This is a genomic window from Rossellomorea orangium (genome assembly GCF_019334305.1).
Taxonomy (GTDB): domain Bacteria; phylum Bacillota; class Bacilli; order Bacillales; family Bacillaceae_B; genus Rossellomorea.
Genome location: NZ_JAHWGH010000017.1, coordinates 213,939 through 235,566, shown reverse-complemented (window position 1 = coordinate 235,566; position 21,628 = coordinate 213,939). Strand labels below are relative to the sequence as shown.

Annotated in this window: 25 protein-coding genes; 23 read left to right on the top strand and 2 right to left on the bottom strand. The window is 42.3% G+C overall.

Annotated elements, in window-relative coordinates:
* Positions 1-1,134 carry a 30S ribosomal protein S1 gene (rpsA, locus tag KYJ26_RS15915; RefSeq protein ID WP_219168617.1) on the top strand — a complete coding sequence of 378 codons (1,134 nt, stop codon included), beginning with the start codon at positions 1-3 and terminating at the stop codon, positions 1,132-1,134.
* Between the two features lie 13 nt (positions 1,135-1,147).
* The gene (fni, locus tag KYJ26_RS15910; protein ID WP_219168354.1) at positions 1,148-2,206 is read left to right on the top strand and encodes a type 2 isopentenyl-diphosphate Delta-isomerase; all 1,059 of its coding nucleotides are present in this window, start codon (positions 1,148-1,150) and stop codon (positions 2,204-2,206) included.
* 90 nt (positions 2,207-2,296) lie between these two features.
* Here fni and KYJ26_RS24030 read toward each other — a convergent pair whose 3' ends face one another.
* Positions 2,297-2,428, bottom strand: a complete 132-nt coding sequence (locus tag KYJ26_RS24030; protein ID WP_257475079.1) for a hypothetical protein — start codon at positions 2,426-2,428, stop codon at positions 2,297-2,299.
* Positions 2,429-2,699: 271 nt separating this feature from the next.
* Positions 2,700-2,831, bottom strand: coding sequence for a YpzI family protein (locus KYJ26_RS15905; protein WP_219168353.1), 132 nt, complete (start codon positions 2,829-2,831; stop codon positions 2,700-2,702).
* A gap of 52 nt (positions 2,832-2,883) precedes the next feature.
* Here KYJ26_RS15905 and KYJ26_RS24445 point away from each other — a divergent pair, with 52 nt between their 5' ends.
* From KYJ26_RS24445 to KYJ26_RS15800, 21 genes are all read left to right on the top strand, one after another.
* Entirely contained in the window at positions 2,884-3,552 is a 669-nt protein-coding gene (locus KYJ26_RS24445) for a YphA family membrane protein (RefSeq protein WP_472690938.1), read from the top strand.
* On the top strand, positions 3,549-4,445 hold the full coding sequence (locus KYJ26_RS15895) for a YIEGIA family protein (protein WP_219168351.1): 897 nt from the start codon (positions 3,549-3,551) through the stop codon (positions 4,443-4,445). The genes KYJ26_RS24445 and KYJ26_RS15895 overlap by 4 nt, the downstream gene beginning before the upstream one ends.
* Complete coding sequence (locus KYJ26_RS15890) at positions 4,442-4,633, top strand: capping complex subunit for YIEGIA (protein WP_219168350.1); 192 nt, start codon at positions 4,442-4,444, stop codon at positions 4,631-4,633. Before KYJ26_RS15895 ends, KYJ26_RS15890 begins: the two co-directional genes overlap by 4 nt.
* A 169-nt stretch (positions 4,634-4,802) precedes the next feature.
* Positions 4,803-6,113, top strand: coding sequence for a ribosome biogenesis GTPase Der (gene der, locus KYJ26_RS15885; protein WP_219168349.1), 1,311 nt, complete (start codon positions 4,803-4,805; stop codon positions 6,111-6,113).
* Between the two features lie 17 nt (positions 6,114-6,130).
* The gene (locus tag KYJ26_RS15880) at positions 6,131-7,177 is read left to right on the top strand and encodes an NAD(P)H-dependent glycerol-3-phosphate dehydrogenase (RefSeq protein ID WP_219168348.1); all 1,047 of its coding nucleotides are present in this window, start codon (positions 6,131-6,133) and stop codon (positions 7,175-7,177) included.
* A gap of 343 nt (positions 7,178-7,520) precedes the next feature.
* Positions 7,521-7,709, top strand: coding sequence for a DUF2768 domain-containing protein (locus KYJ26_RS15875; RefSeq protein WP_219168616.1), 189 nt, complete (start codon positions 7,521-7,523; stop codon positions 7,707-7,709).
* Positions 7,710-7,738: 29 nt separating this feature from the next.
* Entirely contained in the window at positions 7,739-8,449 is a 711-nt protein-coding gene (locus KYJ26_RS15870; RefSeq protein ID WP_257475078.1) for a hypothetical protein, read from the top strand.
* A gap of 254 nt (positions 8,450-8,703) precedes the next feature.
* The gene (gene spoIVA / locus KYJ26_RS15865; protein WP_034758333.1) at positions 8,704-10,182 is read left to right on the top strand and encodes a stage IV sporulation protein A; all 1,479 of its coding nucleotides are present in this window, start codon (positions 8,704-8,706) and stop codon (positions 10,180-10,182) included.
* Between the two features lie 630 nt (positions 10,183-10,812).
* On the top strand, positions 10,813-11,085 hold the full coding sequence (locus KYJ26_RS15860; RefSeq protein WP_034758336.1) for an HU family DNA-binding protein: 273 nt from the start codon (positions 10,813-10,815) through the stop codon (positions 11,083-11,085).
* 230 nt (positions 11,086-11,315) lie between these two features.
* Positions 11,316-11,882 carry a GTP cyclohydrolase I FolE gene (gene folE / locus KYJ26_RS15855; RefSeq protein ID WP_219168347.1) on the top strand — a complete coding sequence of 189 codons (567 nt, stop codon included), beginning with the start codon at positions 11,316-11,318 and terminating at the stop codon, positions 11,880-11,882.
* Between the two features lie 12 nt (positions 11,883-11,894).
* Entirely contained in the window at positions 11,895-12,116 is a 222-nt protein-coding gene (gene mtrB, locus KYJ26_RS15850; protein ID WP_034758340.1) for a trp RNA-binding attenuation protein MtrB, read from the top strand.
* Between the two features lie 196 nt (positions 12,117-12,312).
* Positions 12,313-13,146, top strand: coding sequence for a heptaprenyl diphosphate synthase component 1 (locus KYJ26_RS15845; RefSeq protein WP_219168346.1), 834 nt, complete (start codon positions 12,313-12,315; stop codon positions 13,144-13,146).
* A gap of 6 nt (positions 13,147-13,152) precedes the next feature.
* Positions 13,153-13,848: a demethylmenaquinone methyltransferase gene (locus KYJ26_RS15840; protein WP_219168345.1), complete on the top strand. Its 696-nt coding sequence runs from the start codon at positions 13,153-13,155 to the stop codon at positions 13,846-13,848.
* 27 nt (positions 13,849-13,875) lie between these two features.
* Complete coding sequence (gene hepT / locus KYJ26_RS15835; RefSeq protein ID WP_219168344.1) at positions 13,876-14,838, top strand: heptaprenyl diphosphate synthase component II; 963 nt, start codon at positions 13,876-13,878, stop codon at positions 14,836-14,838.
* Positions 14,839-14,940: 102 nt separating this feature from the next.
* A complete protein-coding gene (gene ndk / locus KYJ26_RS15830) occupies positions 14,941-15,387 on the top strand; it encodes a nucleoside-diphosphate kinase (RefSeq protein WP_034758349.1) in 447 nt (148 codons plus the stop codon).
* 149 nt (positions 15,388-15,536) lie between these two features.
* Positions 15,537-16,310, top strand: a complete 774-nt coding sequence (locus tag KYJ26_RS15825) for a CheR family methyltransferase (protein ID WP_219168343.1) — start codon at positions 15,537-15,539, stop codon at positions 16,308-16,310.
* Between the two features lie 340 nt (positions 16,311-16,650).
* Entirely contained in the window at positions 16,651-17,823 is a 1,173-nt protein-coding gene (gene aroC, locus KYJ26_RS15820) for a chorismate synthase (protein WP_219168342.1), read from the top strand.
* Between the two features lie 4 nt (positions 17,824-17,827).
* On the top strand, positions 17,828-18,910 hold the full coding sequence (gene aroB / locus KYJ26_RS15815) for a 3-dehydroquinate synthase (protein WP_219168341.1): 1,083 nt from the start codon (positions 17,828-17,830) through the stop codon (positions 18,908-18,910).
* Between the two features lie 48 nt (positions 18,911-18,958).
* Complete coding sequence (aroH, locus tag KYJ26_RS15810; RefSeq protein ID WP_219168340.1) at positions 18,959-19,324, top strand: chorismate mutase; 366 nt, start codon at positions 18,959-18,961, stop codon at positions 19,322-19,324.
* Positions 19,325-19,359: 35 nt separating this feature from the next.
* The gene (gene hisC / locus KYJ26_RS15805; RefSeq protein WP_219168339.1) at positions 19,360-20,460 is read left to right on the top strand and encodes a histidinol-phosphate transaminase; all 1,101 of its coding nucleotides are present in this window, start codon (positions 19,360-19,362) and stop codon (positions 20,458-20,460) included.
* 63 nt (positions 20,461-20,523) lie between these two features.
* Positions 20,524-21,627, top strand: coding sequence for a prephenate dehydrogenase (locus KYJ26_RS15800; protein ID WP_219168338.1), 1,104 nt, complete (start codon positions 20,524-20,526; stop codon positions 21,625-21,627).
* Position 21,628: the final 1 nt, after the last annotated feature.

Below are 21,628 nucleotides of genomic sequence, written 5' to 3'. Positions count from 1 at the left end.
ATAATGGAAGACATGAATGGAATTGAAGTGAAGAATCTTGAAATTGGTGAAAAAGTAAAAGGGACAGTCACTAAGGTGGAAGAGAAACAAGTCTTAGTCGACGTTCAGGATAGTAAAGTGGATGGCATCATTCCAATCAGTGAACTCTCAAGCCTTCATATCGAAAAAGCTTCTGATGTAGTCAGTGAAGGGGATGTACTTGAGTTAATCGTGACAAAAGTGGAAGAAGAACTACTGGTTCTTTCCAAACGTAAAGTGGACGCTGAAAAGGCATGGGAAGAAATGAAGGTCCGCTTTGAAAATGGCGATGTCTTCGAAGCGGAGGTCAAAGATGTCGTAAAAGGCGGCCTTGTCGTTGATCTTGGTGTCAGGGGATTCGTACCTGCATCTTTAGTGGAAGATTATTATGTCGAAGATTTCTCAGACTATAAAGATAAAACGTTAACCTTCAAGATTGTTGAATTGGATCAGGAGAAGAACCGTTTAATCCTTTCCCATCGTGCTGTAGTTGAGGCAGAAAAGCAACAGCAAAAGAAACAGCTTCTAACAGATATTGAATCAGGTGCCGTACTGGAAGGAACGGTGCAACGCATCACCGATTTTGGTGCGTTTGTGGATATCGGGGGAGTAGATGGGCTTGTTCATATTTCACAACTATCCCATGAACATGTTGAAAAGCCTTCCGACGTTGTAACAGAAGGACAAAAGGTGCAGGTGAAGGTGCTGAGCGTCGATCGGGACAACGAACGCATCTCTTTATCCATCAAAGAAACACTGCCGGGACCATGGAGTGATATCTCTGAAAAGGCGCCTAAAGGAAGCGTGTTGGATGGAGTCGTAAAGCGTCTGGTATCTTACGGTGCATTTGTTGAAGTCCTACCTGGTGTTGAAGGTCTTGTTCATATCTCTCAAATCTCCCACAAGCATATCGGTACTCCACACGAAGTACTCGGTGAGAATCAGGATGTAAAAGTGAAGGTGCTTGACGTTAACGAAAACGAACAACGCCTGTCATTAAGCATCAAGGCCCTTGAAGAAAAAGAGGAAGAAGTGACGGACTATGAAATGCCGGAAGAAAGCACCGGCTTCCAATTGGGTGAAATGATTGGAGACAAACTAAAAGATCTTAAGTAAATGGTGATGAATTGTGACGAGAGCTCAAAGAAAGCAAGATCATATCAATTATGCTTTATCGACCGGTCAGCAGCGAAGGACCGGTTACGATGAAGTGGCTTTTGTCCACCAGAGCTTACCGAATATAGCAGTAGATGAAATTCATCTGCAGACTCAAATTGGCGAACTTTCCTGGAGTTCGCCAATTTTCATAAATGCTATGACGGGTGGCGGCGGTGAGACCACTTCAAAAATCAATGAAGAACTGTCGATACTATCCAGGGAAACGGGTATGGCCATCGCAGTCGGATCTCAAATGTCAGCACTTAAGGATCCTGCTGAACGAAAGACATATGAAATTGTGAGGAAGCATAACCCTGATGGAATGGTGTTTGGGAATTTAGGAAGTGAGGCTTCCGTCCAACAGGCCAAAGATGCCGTTGAGATGATTAGGGCTGATGCATTGCAGATTCATTTAAATGTGATTCAGGAATTGACCATGCCAGAAGGTGACCGTGACTTCAGGGGTGCCTTGGATAGGATACAGGAGATTTCTGAAAGTATATCTGTCCCGGTCATTGTAAAAGAGACTGGATTTGGCATTAGTAAAGAAGCTGCAGAATCCTTGTCCCGTTCAAGGATCTCAGCCATCGATGTAGGCGGCTTTGGTGGAACAAACTTCTCAAAAATCGAAAATCAACGCCGGGAACGGATGTTGGGCTTTTTTGATGATTGGGGAATCCCTACTGCTATATCCCTAGCTGAATGCTATTCTTCATCCGATAAGCCGATCCTTGCTTCAGGTGGGATCCAAAATAGCTTAGACATCGTTAAGTCTCTAGGGTTAGGGGCATCTGCTGTAGGAATGGCCGGCGTCATTCTCAAGCAGCTTCTCGAATCGGGTCTTGAGGATACCATACATGAAGTGAATCAGATTCATACTGATATTCAGTTTCTAATGTGTGCTCTTGGTTGCAGACGGATTGAAGATCTTCATAATGTGCCAATGGTATTATCGGGTCACGTATATCATTGGCTAGAATCGAGAGGATTGAATCCCGGGGGTTATAGCAACAGAGCGTTTAATATGTAAAAGAAGGCATTCTCAGATTGAGAATGCCTTCTTTTTTTCGTGGAATATCAGGTTTGGTTTTGGTTTTTTTTGTAAAATGGCTGGATTATCTTAATAAACAGCTGGATTTTTTTTCGGATCGGCCGGATTTCCATCCATTCCCGCCAGATTCTCAACCAAAACGGCCGGATTATTACTGATTTCGGCTGGATTGACATCACCAGAAGTGTGGCCTCTGCCCAAGCCGCCTTCGCCTTTAGTGTTGTCCAGCTCCAGGGGCTTGGGGCTCGAGGTCATAAGTCAAACCAACCAAAAAGGCAAAGAGCGCCTTTCCGGTTGGTTCGCCTTATGCTTTTCGCCCCAGAGCAAGCCCCTTGCGCTTTTAGTGTTGTCCAGCTCCGGCGGCTAGAGGCTCGAGGTCATAAGTAAAATCGACCAAAAAGGCAAAGAGCGCCTTTCCGGTCAATTTTACTTATGCTTGTCGCCTCTGCCCAAGCCGCCTCCGCCTTTAGTGTTACCTCTGTCTTTTTTTAGACTCTTCCGGTCCTTCCAGGCTCGTTGCTCCGTTGTAATGTAAGCCTTGATCTCGGTCTGATTCGACTCGTTTGCTTTGTTTCAGTTTCTTTTCTTGACGATCTTTACCCAATTGAAAACACCTCCCTTTTTATTTTTTCTTTGAAAAGTTTATTCATGCATGAATGAGATACATAAAGATTTTCCATAATGTAGATAATAGGAGGGGGAGAACGTTTATGGATGGGGTTTTGTATTTGTGGTTACTTTGGGGGATGTGGATTTATACTACGTTTTTGCTAAGGAAGTCTCATCCTGATCGTTTTCGGTTTTCATTTATATGTTTATTGCTTATCTGTGTTTTTCCATTTGGAATGAAGATTGGACCTATCGAAGTCACTCTTCCTATTATTGCACTTGCACTCATTTGTATCCTTTACATAAGAAATTTAAGCTTGAAACAGAAGCTATACATGCTGGTCGCGGTCGTGACGATGGGAATGCTATATGCGGGCATTGGCTTACTTTCTATTTATGACCCTGTCCTCATGTTTATGGATGGGGAATATCTTATTTCCTTAACATTTGTGTTGGTAAGTATTCTTTTTTACAGTCATTCTTCCCTTTACTTCCTTAGGTTCATCGCAATAGGGGGAAGCAGTGTGATTGGTGAATTCTTTCTTGGAATCCCGTTATACAATGTTGGATTTTCATATTCGATAGGTGGTCATCCTTACCTGGATATACTTGCCTTATCCATAGGACTGATGCTTTCATTGAAGGCAATTGGAGAGTTCAATCAATTCGTTCACATCAAGACTCAAACAAATAAGGGGGAAATGAAGAATCTATGAATGTCTATGTGTATCCGGTGATCTTTGGTGTCGTTGTAGGGACCTTGACGAGAATTTATATGCTCCGTACGGACTATCGCCAATATCCAACGTATTTGCACGGAAAGATTATACATATAGCCCTTGGGTTCATTGCAGCTGGCCTCGGCACCATCGCAATTCCAGCTTTATTGGAAGAGAATTTCACTGCGATTACGTTCCTTACCGTTGCAGCCTCTCAATTTCGCGATGTAAGAAATATGGAAAGGAACACGTTGACGGAACTGGATGCTTATGAGCTTGTCCCAAGAGGTGCCACCTACATCGAGGGAATTGCCATCGCGTTTGAAAGTAGAAATTACTTAGTGATTTTCACCTCTCTTCTGGCAACGATCGCGTATATCGTTTTTAACATTTATGCAGCCTTAATAATCAGTGCCATTTGTATGGTGCTTGCTCATAAATTGATGGCAGGCGGACGGTTGAAAGACATTGTTGACATTGAATATGTGAAGCCTCATTTTGATGGGGCGGGCCTATATGTCGATAATATTTATATCATGAATATTGGTCTTAAAGTCAGGCAGGAGGAGATCTTACGATATGGAATGGGATTTATCCTTTCACCCAAATCGTTCGATGCAAGATCGACGCTTGCGAACCTGGGTCAACGGCAGGCCATTCTCCATGATATGTCCACCTCCCTCGGGATCTTCAAAGACTCGGGAACTCCTGCATTAACACCTCTTGCCAAGAGAGATTTAGATGATGGACGTGTCGGTGTATTTGTCCTGCCACAGAGAAAGGACGTAGAAAAAGCGATTGCCATTCTCGGTCAGGTTCCGACCCTTGAGAATGCCATCAGGATGCCGTCTGAGTCGAAAGCGAATCAAGAGGGGAGTCAGTTAAAATGAGTACGACCTTACAGAAGTTCATACTGGCAACCGTGACGACCACACCTGAAAAAGTGCCAAGTGGAACAAGTGTCTTTTATTGCAAGACAGACGAGGAATTACAAAAGATCTGTGCAAACTTAGAAGCCATTCTCGATGGTATTGCACATGAAATTGATCAGGGACTTTTCATCATTGTAAAACATTGATTGCCAGTTTATTCTTTTACTGATAAAATAGTAAAGTTAGGGGACTGTCCCATAAGGAAACAATACCTTAAGGGCCAGTCCTTCTTATGCATAGTCAATGCTGGACCTGAAAAGGCTTAAAAAGAGGAAATGTAAGAGAGGACAACTTCTTACAGAAAGGGTGAATAACGTGACAAAACCAGTAGTAGCAATCGTAGGGCGTCCGAACGTTGGGAAGTCCACGATCTTTAATAGAATTGTTGGAGAAAGAATATCAATAGTTGAAGACGTACCTGGTGTAACAAGAGACCGTATATATAGTTCTGCAGAGTGGCTTACGCATGAATTTAATATCATCGATACAGGCGGGATTGAACTGGGGAATGAACCTTTCCTGGATCAAATCAGACAGCAGGCTGAAATTGCGATAGATGAAGCAGACGTCATCGTATTTTTAACAAATGGTCGTGAAGGTGTAACGGCAGCGGATGAAATTGTAGCCAAGATCCTTTATCGATCCAAAAAACCGGTCGTTCTGGGGATAAATAAAATCGATAACCCGGAAATGAGAGAAATGATTTATGATTTTTATTCGCTGGGATTTGGAGAGCCATATCCAATTTCAGGTTCACATGGACTTGGATTGGGAGATCTTCTAGACGAAGTTGTTAAGAACTTCAAGCATGAAGAAGAAGAGGACTATGCGGAAGATGTGATTAAATTTTCTTTGATCGGCCGTCCGAATGTAGGGAAATCTTCATTAGTCAACGCCTTATTGGGGGAAGACCGTGTCATTGTAAGTAATGTTGCGGGAACCACAAGGGATGCGATTGATTCTACCTATACGTATGATGGACAGGATTATGTCATCATTGACACGGCAGGTATGAGGAAAAAAGGGAAAGTGTATGAAACCACTGAAAAATATAGTGTGTTGAGAGCCCTCAGAGCCATTGAGCGTTCAGATGTCGTCCTTTCCGTCATTGACGGTGAAGAGGGCATCATTGAGCAGGATAAGAAGATTGCAGGATATGCCCACGATGCCGGCCGCGCTGTGGTGATTGTCGTGAATAAGTGGGATGCCGTGGATAAAGACGAGAAAACCATGAACAAATGGGAAAAGAATATCCGTGAACATTTTCAATTCCTTGACTATGCTCCTATCGTATTTCTTTCTGCAAAAACAAAGAAGCGTATCCATACACTGCTGCCGATCATTAATACGGCAAGTGAAAATCACGCCATGCGTGTTCAATCAAGCGTGTTGAACGAAGTGGTCATGGATGCGGTTGCAATGAATCCGACACCGACGGATAATGGTAAGAGACTCAGAATTTATTATGCGACACAAGTAGCTGTAAAGCCTCCTACATTCGTCGTGTTTGTAAATGATCCTGAATTGATGCACTTCTCTTACGAACGATTCTTGGAAAATAGAATTCGCGATGCATTTGGATTTGAAGGAACTCCTATTCGTATTATTGCCCGTGCTAGAAAATAATAAGGTGGGTGTAAAAAATGGAAAGTTCAAAAAACGTAACGGTAGTTGGAGCAGGCAGCTGGGGTACGGCTCTTGCGATGGTGCTTGCTGATAATGGAGTGGAAGTCAGGCTTTGGGGCCACAAGAAAGAACAAATCGATGAAATCAATTCTAAGCATACCAATCAAAAGTATTTGAAAGAGATCGAGCTCCCGGAAGCCATTATAGGGTATCACGACCTTGGTGAGTCTTTGGATGGCGTTGATACGATCATTCTGGCTGTCCCTACGAAAGCTATCCGCGGAGTCCTGGGACAAATCCAGGAGGTGCAGCGGGCACCCTTGACCGTTGTTCATGTGAGTAAGGGGATCGAACCCGATTCCCTCCTCAGGATTTCGGAATTGATCGAGGATGAGATGGCGCCTGAGAATTTACATACTGTAGTGGTATTGTCAGGGCCGAGTCATGCAGAAGAAGTGAGCTTAAGGCATCCTACTACTGTGACTGTGTCTTCAAAGGATATGAAGGCTGCTGAGGAAGTTCAGGACCTGTTCATGAACATGAATTTCCGTGTGTATACGAATCCTGATATTCTAGGAGTCGAAATTGGTGGAGCGTTGAAGAACATCATCGCCCTCGCTGCAGGTATCACTGACGGCCTGGGGTATGGAGATAATGCGAAAGCCGCTTTGATCACTCGCGGACTTGCAGAAATTGCGCGTCTCGGAACGAAAATGGGGGCCAATCCATTAACATTCTCGGGTCTGACCGGTATCGGCGATCTTATCGTTACGTGTACAAGTGTCCACTCAAGAAACTGGAGAGCCGGGAATATGCTCGGGAAGGGACATAACCTTGATGAGGTTCTGGACAACATGGGCATGGTCGTAGAAGGTGTGCGGACGACGAAAGCGGCACATCAGCTGGCAAAGAAGTTCGAAGTGAAAATGCCGATTACAGATGCACTATATGATGTCCTTTTCAATAAAGTGGAGGCTAAAGAAGCGGTTGACCATTTAATGGGCCGGGTGAAAACCAATGAAATGGAAGATCTGGTGAATATTCTTGGTGAGCGATTGAACTGATTTTGAAATGAAAGGGAAGACATCCACAGGGGATTTATGATAAAAGTAGAATAAATCCTCGGATTATGGGCATTCGAGGATGCGAACGCTGTTGCTGTTGCATACACTGTCTTGAATATATACAGCTACAGCTTTAGCTTTGCCTATGGATGGGTAGGTCTCCCTTATTAAGAGCTCCTTGAGTGTTTTGACGATCCTGTTTAAACACTCAAGGAGTTTTTTTTATATAGTGTTGAACCATAAGGTTTGTAGCAGATTCATGAACAACCATTCTTTTCTATTCTTTAGTAAAAATCTTATGATATAATACATTCGATAACAGGAGGGATGTACTTTGGATTCAATGATGAAGATGTGGATTTCATTTGCATCGATGGGGTTCATGTTTTTTGCCATATTAACGATCTATTTCAGCAGGTATAAGATCAAGCAGAAATTCCTGCGTTTTATTACAGCTTTCATGGCATACATATTGATGATCGCTGGTGGCCTCATGATGGTTTATATAGTATTCAGCGGACCCACCAATTAGGATCCGCCCGATTGAAAGGACGTTTTAGATTGAAGCGCATAAGTATAACAGCAATTCTTCTCATTTTAACGATGAGTATGCTTTCCGGTTGTTTGTATCCGGACGAAGAGTTGAGTCAGAATCAGATTCCTTATGAAACCCAGGTAAAGGCTGTACAAGATGCAGTAGACACCTATCAGAAAGATCAAGGCGGCTTGCTTCCGATCAAGACCAGGGATCAGGAGACTCCGATTTATCAGAAATATCCGATTGATTTCAGGAAATTATCACCACAGTACTTACCTGAAATCCCCGGGAATGCGTTTGAAAACGGCGGGATATTTCAATATGTCCTCGTAGATGTGGAAGAAGATCCGAAGGTTAAGATTTTCGATCTTCGAATGGCAGAACAAATCAGGGAATTGAAAATCAGGATTCAGGCTCAAGATTATCCTCCATTCAAGGAGGAAGTAGCAAACAATGTCTATACATTGAATTATAAGGAGCTTGGATATGATGGTGAAGTGTACGTAAACAGCCCCTTTTCAAATAAAAATCTTCCCCTTGTCATTAATGGGGATGGAGACATTTTTGTGGATTACTCCATAGACTTATTTGCAAAACTCAAAAACAATGATCATCCATTCAAAAATGGGGACGATATCAGAAATTTACTAGTGGAAGGCTCCTTTTTTGTACCTGCGTACTCATTACCTTACACGGTCAATGAAAATAACGAACCTGTCTTTATGACAAAATAGGCATAACCCTTTTCTTGCAAAATATATTGTAAGGGAAGGGTTATTATTTTTATGTCATCCTTTATAGGGTTTTTTCATCAAAACAAATGATCATAAATGCTTAAGACATAATAAATTTTTTACTTTTTATCATAAGGGGGGAAAAAAAGCATATTAATAGTCATAAGTCATTGGGACAACATCATAACTATAGAATGTGAGACACAGAATACACGGATGAAACATCCCTGGAATATAAGATGGGAGGGAATCTCTTGGAAAGAGTCGATCTATTTAAAGACATTGCCGAAAGAACAGGCGGAGATATCTATTTAGGTGTTGTAGGAGCAGTAAGAACAGGAAAATCAACATTCATCAAGAAGTTCATGGAACTTGTGGTCCTTCCTAACATCGCAAGTGAATCAGAGCGTGCAAGAGCGCAGGATGAGTTGCCTCAAAGTGCAGCAGGCAGGACCATCATGACGACTGAACCTAAATTTGTTCCGAATCAAGCCATCTCTGTTCACGTCGATGAAGGCCTCGAAGTGAATATTAGATTGGTAGATTGTGTAGGATATACGGTCCCTGGTGCCAAGGGATATGAGGATGAGAATGGACCTAGGATGATTAATACACCATGGTACGAAGAGCCTATTCCATTCCATGAAGCAGCTGAGATCGGCACGCGGAAAGTCATCCAGGAACACTCCACGATCGGTGTGGTTGTGACAACGGACGGCTCCATCGGAGAAATTGGCAGGGGAGACTACATTGAGGCAGAAGAAAGGGTCATAGAGGAACTGAAAGAAGTAGGTAAACCTTTTATCATGGTCATCAACTCAGCAAGACCTCATGCTCCTGAAACAGAAGATCTCAGAGTGAAACTTCAAGATAAATATGACATACCGGTCCTTGCCATGAGTGTAGAAAGTATGAGGGACTCGGATGTACTGAATGTCCTGAGAGAAGCGCTATTTGAATTCCCGGTTCTTGAGGTGAATGTCAACCTTCCAAGCTGGGTAATGGTACTGAAAGAAGAGCATTGGTTAAGACAGAACTATCAGGAAGCCGTGAAAGAAACAGTCAAGGATATTAAGCGTCTCCGTGATGTGGACCGTGTTGTCCATTACTTCAGTGAATTCGATCATATCGAGCGGGCGGGACTTGCCGGTATCGATATGGGTCAGGGGATTGCTGAAATTGACTTGTACGCTCCTGATGAACTGTATGATGAAGTCCTGAAGGAAATTGTAGGGGTTGAAATTCGAGGGAAAGATCATCTCCTGGAATTAATGCAGGATTTCGCCCATGCGAAAGCGGAGTATGATCAAATCTCCGACGCGTTAAGAATGGTTAAGCAGACAGGATACGGTATAGCAGCTCCTTCATTGAATGACATGAGCCTCGATGAACCGGAAATCATCAGGCAAGGTGCCAGATTCGGGGTCAGCTTGAAAGCCGTTGCTCCATCGATACACATGATTAAAGTGGATGTTCAGTCAAAGTTCGAACCAATCATCGGGACAGAAAAACAAAGCGAAGAACTGGTGCGCTACCTGATGCAGGATTTCGAAGATGATCCACTATCCATTTGGAATTCCGACATCTTCGGAAGAAGTTTGAGTTCCATCGTAAGAGAAGGAATACAGGCGAAATTATCCCTGATGCCTGAGAATGCAAGATATAAACTCAAAGATACGCTAGAAAGAATCATTAACGAAGGATCAGGTGGATTAATCGCCATCATATTATAAAATATCTTGACCTTCTTAGGAAGGTCTTTTTTTATGGTTGCTCCTTTGGGATCCTTTTTTGTATTTAGATTTGGATAAAGTTTGCAAGGCATATCGGTGTGGAATGTTCGGAATCATGTTGTATATTTATTAATTCAATTTCGGGACGAATCAGGATCCGTTACTCTTGATGAAACGTGGATCCCTTGATACATATAGGTTTGATGGGGAATCATCATAAGAAAATCTAGTCTTACCCCTATGCGTTTCTGATGGAAATATCGGTATCGATGTTTAACGGATTCCAAGGTTGGGAAGTTAGATAGAGTACATGAAGAAGAGAGGGTATCAGTTGCAGTCAATCGAAAGAAGTGATAGGTTGAATAGAGTGCAAGGATAAAGGGCTGACGGGTGATTCTATTACATTTATGTTTCAAATAAGAAAAGATTCCCATTATTTCTTGATTTGTTCTTGCTAAGGTTAATCTATTGTGATAATCTTTTAACAGAATTGTTGTTGAATCTTGATTCAGCAACGTTTTCAAGCGTTTTTTCTATACTTTATGTATAGAATTCGCTAAAGTTGTTTACTAATGATATTAAAGTAAATGAATCATGACTGAGACATTTCCTTGGGAGGAGGTGAATGGCATGAATAAGACAGAACTAATCAATGCTGTTGCAGAAGCTGCTGAGCTATCTAAGAAGGACGCTACTAAAGCGGTTGACGCTGTTTTCGATACAATTCAAAATTCACTTGCAAACGGTGATAAAGTACAATTAATCGGATTCGGTAACTTCGAAGTACGTGAGCGTGCAGCCCGTAAAGGTCGCAACCCACAAACAGGTGAAGAGATCGAAATCTCAGCTAGCAAAGTACCTGCTTTCAAACCAGGTAAAGCGCTTAAAGAAGCTGTAAAATAATTACATACTTTGAGCGTAACGAAAAGGTCGCATAATTATGCGGCCTTTTTTGTTTTCTCATTTATAGTATGAAATGTCCTTCTGAAAATTATGTATGAAGTTTTCTTCTTTTATCAATCGTTTTATATTATGATAAAACTTCTAAAGCACTAGTCTTTGATGACATTATAGGCTTGTGCTAATATTAACAATGTTACTATTTCTTTAAGTTATTTTAGGAGGACAACGTTATGGCACAAGTCAATCATGGCCAAATAGAAGAAGCAGTTCGATTAATTTTAGAAGCTATTGGAGAGAATCCTAATAGAGAAGGTTTATTAGATACGCCTAAGCGCGTGGCGAAAATGTACGCAGAAGTTTTCTCAGGGATTGATCATGACCCGAAAGAATACTTTGAAACCATATTCAGCGAAGAACACGAAGAACTTGTGCTTGTGAAGGATATTCCATTTTACTCAATGTGTGAGCATCATCTCGTACCTTTTTACGGGAAAGCACATGTGGCTTATATTCCAAGAGATGGCCGCGTGGCCGGATTAAGTAAACTTGCGAGAGCGGTTGAGTCCGTAGCTAAACGCCCTCAGCTTCAAGAAAGAATCACGTCCACGGTGGCGGATACCATCATGGAAACCCTCCTGCCTCACGGTGCCATGGTGGTCGTTGAAGCGGAGCATATGTGTATGACGATGAGAGGTGTGAAGAAGCCGGGCTCAAGCACAGTGACGACAGCGGTAAGAGGTACGTTCAAAGAAGACGCTCAAGCACGTAGCGAAGTTCTTTCGTTTATAAAGAATTAGGAGTGACGACTGATGAATTCAAATGATTATATTGTCATTAAAGCGATTGAAGATGGTGTAAATGTAATCGGGCTTACAAGGGGAACCGACACCCGGTTCCATCATTCAGAGAAGTTGGATAAAGGTGAAGTCATGATTGCCCAATTCACAGATCACACATCTGCGATTAAAGTAAGAGGGAAAGCAACCATCGTCACCAGTTACGGCGAAGTTGAAAGTGATAATAAGAAATAATCATCTATTCTGCTATTGGCTGATAGAGAAGAAATATGGTGGGACGTACTAAGAAGTTTCGGCTTTGTGGTCGTCCCCTTTGTTATAATCAGCTTAACGGGGATACTTGAACTCCCTATTGTTAAAGATTTTATGGTATAATATCTATTGCTGAAATTTTTAGACTGATACATAGTAGAAATGGGGATTAAAGGGTATGAAATTCATTGATTGTAACCATCAAGCGAATATCATTCATCAATACATAGAAGAGCAGTTGCATCACTCTTATCTGAAAGAATACATCGATCAACCGTATATTGACCGGGACAGGATCTATTTTCTGCTCCTGCCTTTCGTTAGCGAAGGACGTGCGATCAGTAAAGAAGTTGTACAGTGGATTTCGACTGCCATGTTATTGCAGATAGCCCTTGATACCCATGAAAAGGTTACAATATCTGAGCGTGATCCGTTGAAGGAAAGGCAGCTGACGGTACTTGCAGGTGTTTACTTCAGCAGCCTTTATTATAAAATCCTTGCCGAAACGGATGATGTTGAACTCATCTCGAATTTAGCGAAAGCGATTAAAGAAATAAATGAGAGTAAAATTTCCATATATAAGGATGAACATAAGAACCTCGATGAACTCTTAAAGAAACTGAAGACAAGAGAATCGGCGATCATTTCCAACTTCTTTCGTTTCTTTGAAGATGATCAATGGATTGAGATTGCAGAAGATGCACTTCTCTACAAAAAGCTTGTACAGGAGAAAGTCAGTCTCAGGCATTCAGAGAATACGAGCTTCATCAACGCATTTTCCGCATTGTCTAATCACGCAGATCAAAAGGAATCGGCCCTACATGTAACAAAGGATGAGACTGGACATTTACTCACTCAAATCGATGAACTCATTGAACGGACGAAGAGAAGTGTGCAATCACAGTTAGAGACCATCGAGCCGGTCGCGCCCTATTTTAAGAAGCTTATTGTAGAGCTGTTACCTTATGTGGAACCTGAACCTATGACCAAACTATACGCGGAAGAAGGGTAAAACGACATGCAGCAGTCGAAAGAACAAAAAGTCCATGGAGTATTTGAAAAAATTTATTCCAACTATGATAAGATGAATTCGGTAATCAGTTTCCAACAGCATAAGAAGTGGAGAAAAGATACCATGAAGCATATGAATGTGAAGCCTGGTTCCAAAGCTCTTGACGTTTGCTGTGGAACCGCGGACTGGACATTGGCGATAGGTAAAGAAGTCGGTGATTCTGGCCAAGTGGTAGGTCTTGATTTCAGTCAGAATATGCTTTCAATCGGCCAAGAAAAAATTAAACATACGAACAATATCGAACTGATTCATGGGAACGCAATGGAGTTGCCTTTCGACGATAACACGTTCGATTATGTAACCATAGGTTTCGGTTTGCGAAATGTGCCTGACTATCTCCACGTTCTCAAGGAAATGAACAGGGTCTTGAAGCCAGGTGGAATGGCGGTTTGTCTTGAAACTTCTCAACCGACCATGTTTGGATTCAAACAGATGTATTATGCATATTTCCGTTTCGTAATGCCCCTGTTCGGAAAGATCTTTGCCAAGAGCTTTAACGAATATTCTTGGCTGCAGGAATCTGCAAGGGACTTCCCGGGTATGAAGGAGCTTGCTGAAATGTTCAGAAAAGCGGGCTTTAAGGATATACATGTGAAGCCATATAGTGGCGGGGTTGCCGCTATGCATTCCGGCATAAAGTAAGAAATTCGTAAATTAGGTGGATAAACTATGAAGCTAAACAGGATGTATTCGTTTCTGAAAACGGATATAGATGAAATAGAAAAGGAACTGGAAGTGGCGATTGAGTCAGAATCAGAGCTTCTGCAAGAGGCGTCCCTTCACCTGCTTCAAGCAGGTGGGAAGAGGATCCGGCCGGTGTTTGTCTTGCTGTCTGCAAAATTTGGACAATACGACATTAATATCGTGAAGAATGTGGCGGTAGCATTAGAACTGATGCATATGGCTTCCCTCGTGCATGACGATGTCATTGATGATGCAGAACTGAGAAGGGGAAAACCCACGATTAAAGCCCAATGGGATAATCGCATTGCAATGTATACAGGCGATTATATCTTTGCAAGGGCCCTTGAATATATGACCCATATAAAAGTCCCTGAAGCACATCAAATCCTATCACACACACTGGTGGAATTATGTAAGGGAGAAATCGCACAAATTGAAGATAAATACCGATTTGATCAGAATCTGAGAAATTATCTTCTGCGGATCAAAAGGAAGACCGCTTTGCTTATTGCTGTAAGTTGCCAGCTTGGTGCCATTTCGTCCGGTGCACCCGAGGAAATCCACCGACGTCTGTACCGCTTTGGTTACAATGTGGGAATGAGCTTTCAAATCACCGATGATATATTAGATCTCACCGCGAGTGAGGAAGAATTGGGGAAACCTGCAGGGAGTGACTTATGGCAGGGGAATATTACACTCCCCATCCTATATGCCATGGAAATCCCGGAAGTGAAAACCAAGATCGAAAAAGTAACTGAATACACTACGCCAGAAGAGATGAAAGAGATCATTTCTTCCATCCTCGCCACCGATGCTATTGAGCGATCCCATGATCTCAGCAGGATGTATCTGGATCGAGCCTTGAAAGATCTTGATCATCTTCCCTATAACCGGGTAAAGAAGACCCTTAAAAATATCGCAAACTTTATTGGCAAGAGAAAATATTAAGAAAATTTAAAATGGAAACGTTGCCAAAAACCCCAATCAGTGTTACTATTTTCGTGGGATGTCCTTATGGATTCCATACATACATATTTAGGAGTGGGGAAGATGGAAAAGACATTTTTAATGGTAAAGCCAGACGGCGTACAAAGAGGGTTAATCGGTGATATCGTATCACGTTTTGAAAAAAAGGGCTTTCAATTAGTCGGCGCTAAGCTTATGAGCATTTCAAACGAGCTTGCTGAAGAGCATTATGGCGAACACAAAGAAAGACCATTCTTTGGGGAATTGGTTGACTTCATTACATCCGGCCCTGTATTTGCAATGGTTTGGCAAGGTGAAAACGTCATCACGACCGCTCGTGGAATGATGGGGGCAACGAATCCTAAGGATGCTGCACTTGGTACAATCCGCGGTGATTTCGGTCTTACGGTTGGTAAGAATATTATCCACGGATCTGACTCTGCTGAAAGCGCTGTAAGGGAAATTGGCTTGTTCTTCAAAGAAGAAGAGCTAGTGGAGTATTCAAAGTTAATGAATGAGTGGGTATACTAATATTTTTACCCTGCCATTTTAGAAGCAAGTCGACTAATATCGGCTTGCTTTTTTCTATGGATCCGGGTTTAACTTTTCCTTAAAATGTTCGATATACATACTATAATAGCTTTAAACCCTTATACATAGCAGAGAGAGTGTGGATCCTTATGTCAAATGATTATAGTGAATTTATTCAAGGAATCAAGCGAAAGACGGGAATCGATCTATCCCTTTATAAAGAAGCTCAGATGAAGAGAAGATTAACCGCCCTTTTTGAAAAAAAGGGATATGGAAGTTTTCAGGAATTCTTTAGTGCATTGAATAGGGATAGCGAACAAATGGAAGAATTTTTGGATCGTATGACCATTAATGTTTCAGAGTTTTATCGTAACTATAAGCGTTGGGAAGTATTGGAGAATAAAATCCTGCCAAGGCTTTTGAAAGGGAATACATCATTTAAAGTGTGGAGCGCTGCATGTTCGACCGGTGAAGAACCCTACACGCTTTCCATGATACTGTCAAAGTATATCCCGCTTTCCAACGGATCCATCACCGCGACAGATATAGACAAAAATGCCCTTCAACGGGCCAAGAATGGGGTATACCCGGAAAGATCACTATCTGAGATTCCGCTAGAAATGAAAAAAAACTATTTTACCCAAGAAGGACCGCTGTTTAAACTGAAGGAGGAGGTGAAGAGAACTGTAACCTTTAAGCAGCAAAATCTTCTCTCTGATCCATTCGAAGGGAAATACGACTTGATCGTATGCAGAAATGTGCTGATATATTTCACAGAAGATGCTAAAAACCTCCTCTATAAAAAATTCAATGCCGCACTAAAACCTGGTGGTGTCCTCTTTGTCGGGAGTACAGAACAAATCTTCAACCCATCACAATACGGCTTTGAAACCGAAGATACATTCTTCTACAAAAAAATTTAAACCTTGACGATGTCAATCTGCATATCTTGAATAACTTCTTTCACCTTTGACAGCATAAAGAAGAGAATTCAATTACATTGCAGAATTTGCATCGTTTTTTTTATCTTTCTTTTTCTCTAAAAGGAACTATAATTTAATTCTGATAAAATGTAATGCATATCCAGTTGATTGGAGCACCTGGAGCAGAATTCAACCATCGCTCGCTTGTATAAGTTAGAAAAGAGTTTCTTTTAGGAAAATAGAATATTAGAAAATTTTTTAAACATAAGGACTAGGAATGAATATAAAATCTATGTTATATTGGTACATAATTCTTTAGCGAGTTGAAGGGGGAAAGTAAATGAGATACTTAACATCCGGAGAATCACATGGACCACAGTTAACAACGATCATTGAAGGGCTTCCAGCTGGAATGCCACTGGAAGCAGAAGACATAAATGAAAACCTGGCCAGGAGGCAAAAGGGCTATGGTCGTGGACGTAGAATGCAGATTGAAAAGGATCAAGCATCCATCGTTGGCGGGGTGAGGCACGGGTATACACTTGGATCGCCTTTAGGTCTGGTTGTAGAGAATAAAGACTGGACTCATTGGACGAAGGTGATGGGGATCGAACCTCTTGAAGAAGGTGGAGAAGAAGAGGTGAAAAGAAAGATCTCAAGACCAAGACCGGGACACGCGGATCTCGTCGGCGGTATGAAATACGGACATAGAGACTTGAGAAATGTTCTTGAACGCTCTTCTGCAAGGGAGACGACTGTAAGAGTGGCTGCAGGGGCTGTTGCCAAGAAATTATTGAAACTATTGGATATTGAAGTTGTCGGTCATGTTCTGGAAATCGGGGGAATCAAAGCTGAGAATCTGAATTATGATTCTGTTAATGAATTAAAGGAAATCACTGAAGGATCTCCTGTCCGCTGCCTGGATGAAGAGGCAGCCAAGAAAATGATGAACCTGATCGATGAAGCGAAGAAAAATGGAGATTCCATTGGGGGAGTTGTCGAAGTAATCGTAGAAGGGATGCCGGCCGGAGTAGGCAGCTATGTTCACTACGACCGTAAGCTCGATGCGAAAATCGCCATGGCTATCATGAGCATCAATGCTTTTAAAGGAGTCGAATTCGGGTTAGGGTTTGAAATGGCCAGAAAACCCGGAAGTGAAGTCCACGATGAAATATCATGGAGTGAAGATGAAGGTTACTTCCGAAAAACGAATCGGTTAGGCGGGTTTGAAGGCGGAATGACAACGGGTATGCCGATCTCTGTCAAAGGAGTCATGAAGCCGATCCCTACATTGTACAAGCCGTTACAAAGTGTGGATATCGAAACGAAAGAACCATTCAAGGCAAGCATTGAGAGATCGGACAGCTGCGCTGTACCGGCGGCAAGTGTGGTAGCGGAAGCTGTTGTCGCTTGGGAACTTGCTTCTGCACTTGTGGAACAATTCAACAGTGATCAGTTTGAGAGGCTTCGTCAAGATATTTCAAGACAACGTCAAGAGTCAAAGGAGTACTAATAAGATGAAACAGGTAACCATTCAAACTGCTTCTAAAACATATGAAGTGAAGATTGGAGTGGGGATGACGGATGAAATGGTTTCGTTTATTAAGGAGTCCTTTCCTGACGTATCGAAGATCTGGATCATTGCCGATGAAGAGGTATACAAGCTTCACGGAAGTTCCTTCAAAGAGGTGTTGGAACGGTCCTTCGACGTAACCACTTACCTGGCGCCAAAAGGGGAAAGGGCAAAAAGCTTTCATACATATGAAGAGGCGATTACCCATGGTCTCAAGCATCAAGTGGATCGTAAGTCTCTCGTTGTAGCTTTCGGTGGTGGTGCCATAGGGGATCTTGCAGGCTTCGTCGCATCTTCTTATATGAGGGGGATTCCTTTCATCGGCGTACCTACTACGATTCTCGCCCATGACAGTGCAGTCGGAGGGAAAGTGGCCATTAATCATCCCCTCGGAAAGAATATGGTAGGGCATTTTTATCAGCCGGAAGGTGTATTCTTTGATTTAAGATATTTCTCCAGTTTACCGAAAACCGAAGTGTTGTCCGGTTTTGCCGAAGTGATCAAGCATGCTTTTTTATCGGACCTACGGTTTTTAAACGAGATCATGTATTACTTCAAATCTGCTGAGGATCTCAATGAGGAATTCCTGACAGATTGCCTGGTGAGGGGCATTGAGGTCAAGGGTAAGATTGTATCCAAGGATGAAAGGGAGTCCAATATCCGTGCTTTCCTGAATTTCGGCCATACGTATGGTCATGCGGTGGAAAGTGCAAGCGGATATGGAAATCGGACCCATGGTGAATCGGTCATGATCGGGATGATTTTCGCTTTACATCTAAGTAAAAGGCACGCTGGTCTAGCGTTTGATTTGGATTCCTTCATCCACTGGGTCAAGTCACTTGGTTACAATTTAACGATTCCATCAAGCATGAGCTTTGACACATTATTCGAAGGGATGAAGCGTGATAAAAAATCCCTTAACGGCAAACCTTTTTTCGTACTATTGAAGAATATAGGTGAGCCTTTGATGGCAGATATCGAGGAAGAGGAATTAAGGCTTTCGGATGATTTCATTCGACGGTTGTAAATCCACCCGAAATGGATTGAAAATAGAGAGAAAAGGGAGAGTGGAAGAATGATCAGGGGAATTCGAGGGGCAACGACAGCGGATTATGATGAAGAAAAGGAAATTCTCCTTTCAACGGAAAGTCTCTTAAAGGAAATGATTTTACATAATGATATAAAGCCAGATGGAGTCGCGTCTGTTTTTATTTCTGCAACAAATGACATGACAAGCGTATTTCCGGCTAAAGCATTAAGAGGGTTTGAGGATTGGAAATATGTCCCTGTCATGTGCATGCAAGAGTTGGACGTACCCCACGGACTGCCTTTATGCATAAGGGTGATGATTCATTATAATACCTCGACACCTCAACGTGATGTCCAACATATTTATATGAAAAATGCAGTCAGTCTCCGTCCTGACTTGAAAAAGGATTAGCCGTCATAATGAAAACGACTGAAAGGAAGTTAAACATGAAGTGGAAATCCCAGATTCAAAATTTAAAAGCCTACCAGCCAGGAAAAACGATGGATGATGTGAAAGAGTTATTCAACCTTGAGAGAGTCGTGAAGCTTGCTTCGAATGAAAATCCATTTGGCTGCTCAAAGAACGTTGAAACGTTCCTGAAGACGAATGCACTTTCTCATGCTATCTATCCTGACGGCTATGCAAAAGAACTACGTCTTAAAGTGGCAGGACACTTATCTGTAGAACCTGGTCAGTTGCTGTTTGGGAACGGATCCGATGAAGTCATAGAAATCATTTCTAGGGCATTGTTGGGCGTAGGGAAAAGCACTGTGATGGCAACCCCTACATTTCCTCAATATAAGCACAATGCCATTGTAGAAGGAGCAGAAATCCGAGAGGTTCCACTGGATCCTTTTGGCAGGCATCAATTAGAAAAGATGCTTGAAGAGATTGATGACACCACTGCTGTCGTCTGGTTATGCTCTCCAAATAATCCAACGGGTGAATATATTCGTAACGGGGAACTCATTTCCTTTTTGGATGCTGTCCCTCCACATGTCCTCGTCGTTTTGGATGAGGCTTATTATGAGTACGTGGTGGCGGAGGATTATCATGATTCATTGGATTTATTGAACTCCTATCCTCAATTATTGATCACACGAACTTTTTCGAAAGCATATGGATTAGCTGGATTCAGAGTGGGATTCGGTATCGGGAGTGAAGAGGTTATAGGGAAACTCGAGCCGATCCGAGAACCTTTCAACAATAATACATTGGCACAAGGAGCGGCTTCAGCGGCCATCGAGGATCAGGTGTTTATTGATGAATGCAGGGATCACAACCGAAAAGGACTGGAGCAATATTACCGATTCTGTGAGGAAGAGGGGCTTCACTATGTACCATCACAGGCAAACTTCGTATTGATTGACTTCGGAGTGAGTGGGGACGAAGTGTTTCAATACTTGATGAGCAAGGGATACATCGTACGGTCAGGAGAAGCCCTGGGATTCCCTCATTCTGTAAGGGTGACGGTCGGATCCAATGAACAAAATGAAGAAGTCATAGATAAAATGAAGGAATTTCTTACCCTTCAGAAGCGTGTATGATAAAAGGTCGGGTGGGGATGAGCCCCATCCCGGCTTTTTTAATAGAATAATGGAGGGACAACGATGAATGGAACAGTGCTGATTATAGGCATGGGGTTGATTGGGGGCTCTCTTGCCCTCTGTATAAAAAAAGAACATCCAGATGCCAAGATTATTGGTCATGATGTAAATGACAAAGAAGTAAGGTTGGGTAGATCTTTAGGAATCATCGATGAAATGGCTCTATCCTTACAGCATGCTGCCGAGCAAGCGGATCTCATTATTCTCTCTACCCCTGTATTCCAGACAGAAACAATCATTGAGCAATTTGGAACGTTTTCTTTGAAAGAAAACGTATTGATTACAGATACAGGCAGTACAAAGGAACCGATCATGAAAAAATCGGTATTGCTGACCAGAAAGGGAATTCAATTTATCGGAGGACACCCGATGGCAGGTTCACATAAGAGTGGGGTGGCAGCTGCGAAAGAAATTTTATTCGAAAATGCCTTCTATATGCTCACTCCCGGTTCAGGTTCAAACGAGAATAACGTGAGCGAGCTTCAAGAATGGCTGAAAGGTACGCATGCTAAATTTTTGATTGTAGAGCCAGATGAACATGATGAATTGACGGGCATAATCAGTCACTTTCCACATATCATTGCGGCTTCCCTCGTTCATCGGGCGAAGGTTTCTTCCGCTTCTCATCCTTATTTGAGGAGGCTTGCAGCAGGAGGCTTTCGTGATATTACGCGGATTGCATCATCCAACCCAACAATGTGGAAAGATATCACCATGCAAAACAGAGAGGTCTTACTTTCCCTCCTTGCAGATTGGAAGCTTGAGATGGAGAAAGTTGCGTCTATAGTGGAAACGAATGACCCACAAAGAATATATGACTACTTTAATGATGCAAAGAGCTTCCGGGATGACCTCCCCATTTTGGAAAAAGGAGCCATTCCATCGTTCTACGATTTATTCGTGGATGTCCCTGATTATCCAGGGGTAATTTCAGAAGTGACTGGATATCTGGCACAGGAAAAAATAAGTTTAACGAATATCAGAATCATGGAAACGAGAGAAGATATATATGGAGTTTTGGTGATCAGCTTTCAAACATCGGCAGATAGGGAGCGGGCATTACACTGTTTGAAAAAGCAGACAAACTATGAATTATTCTTAGGATAGA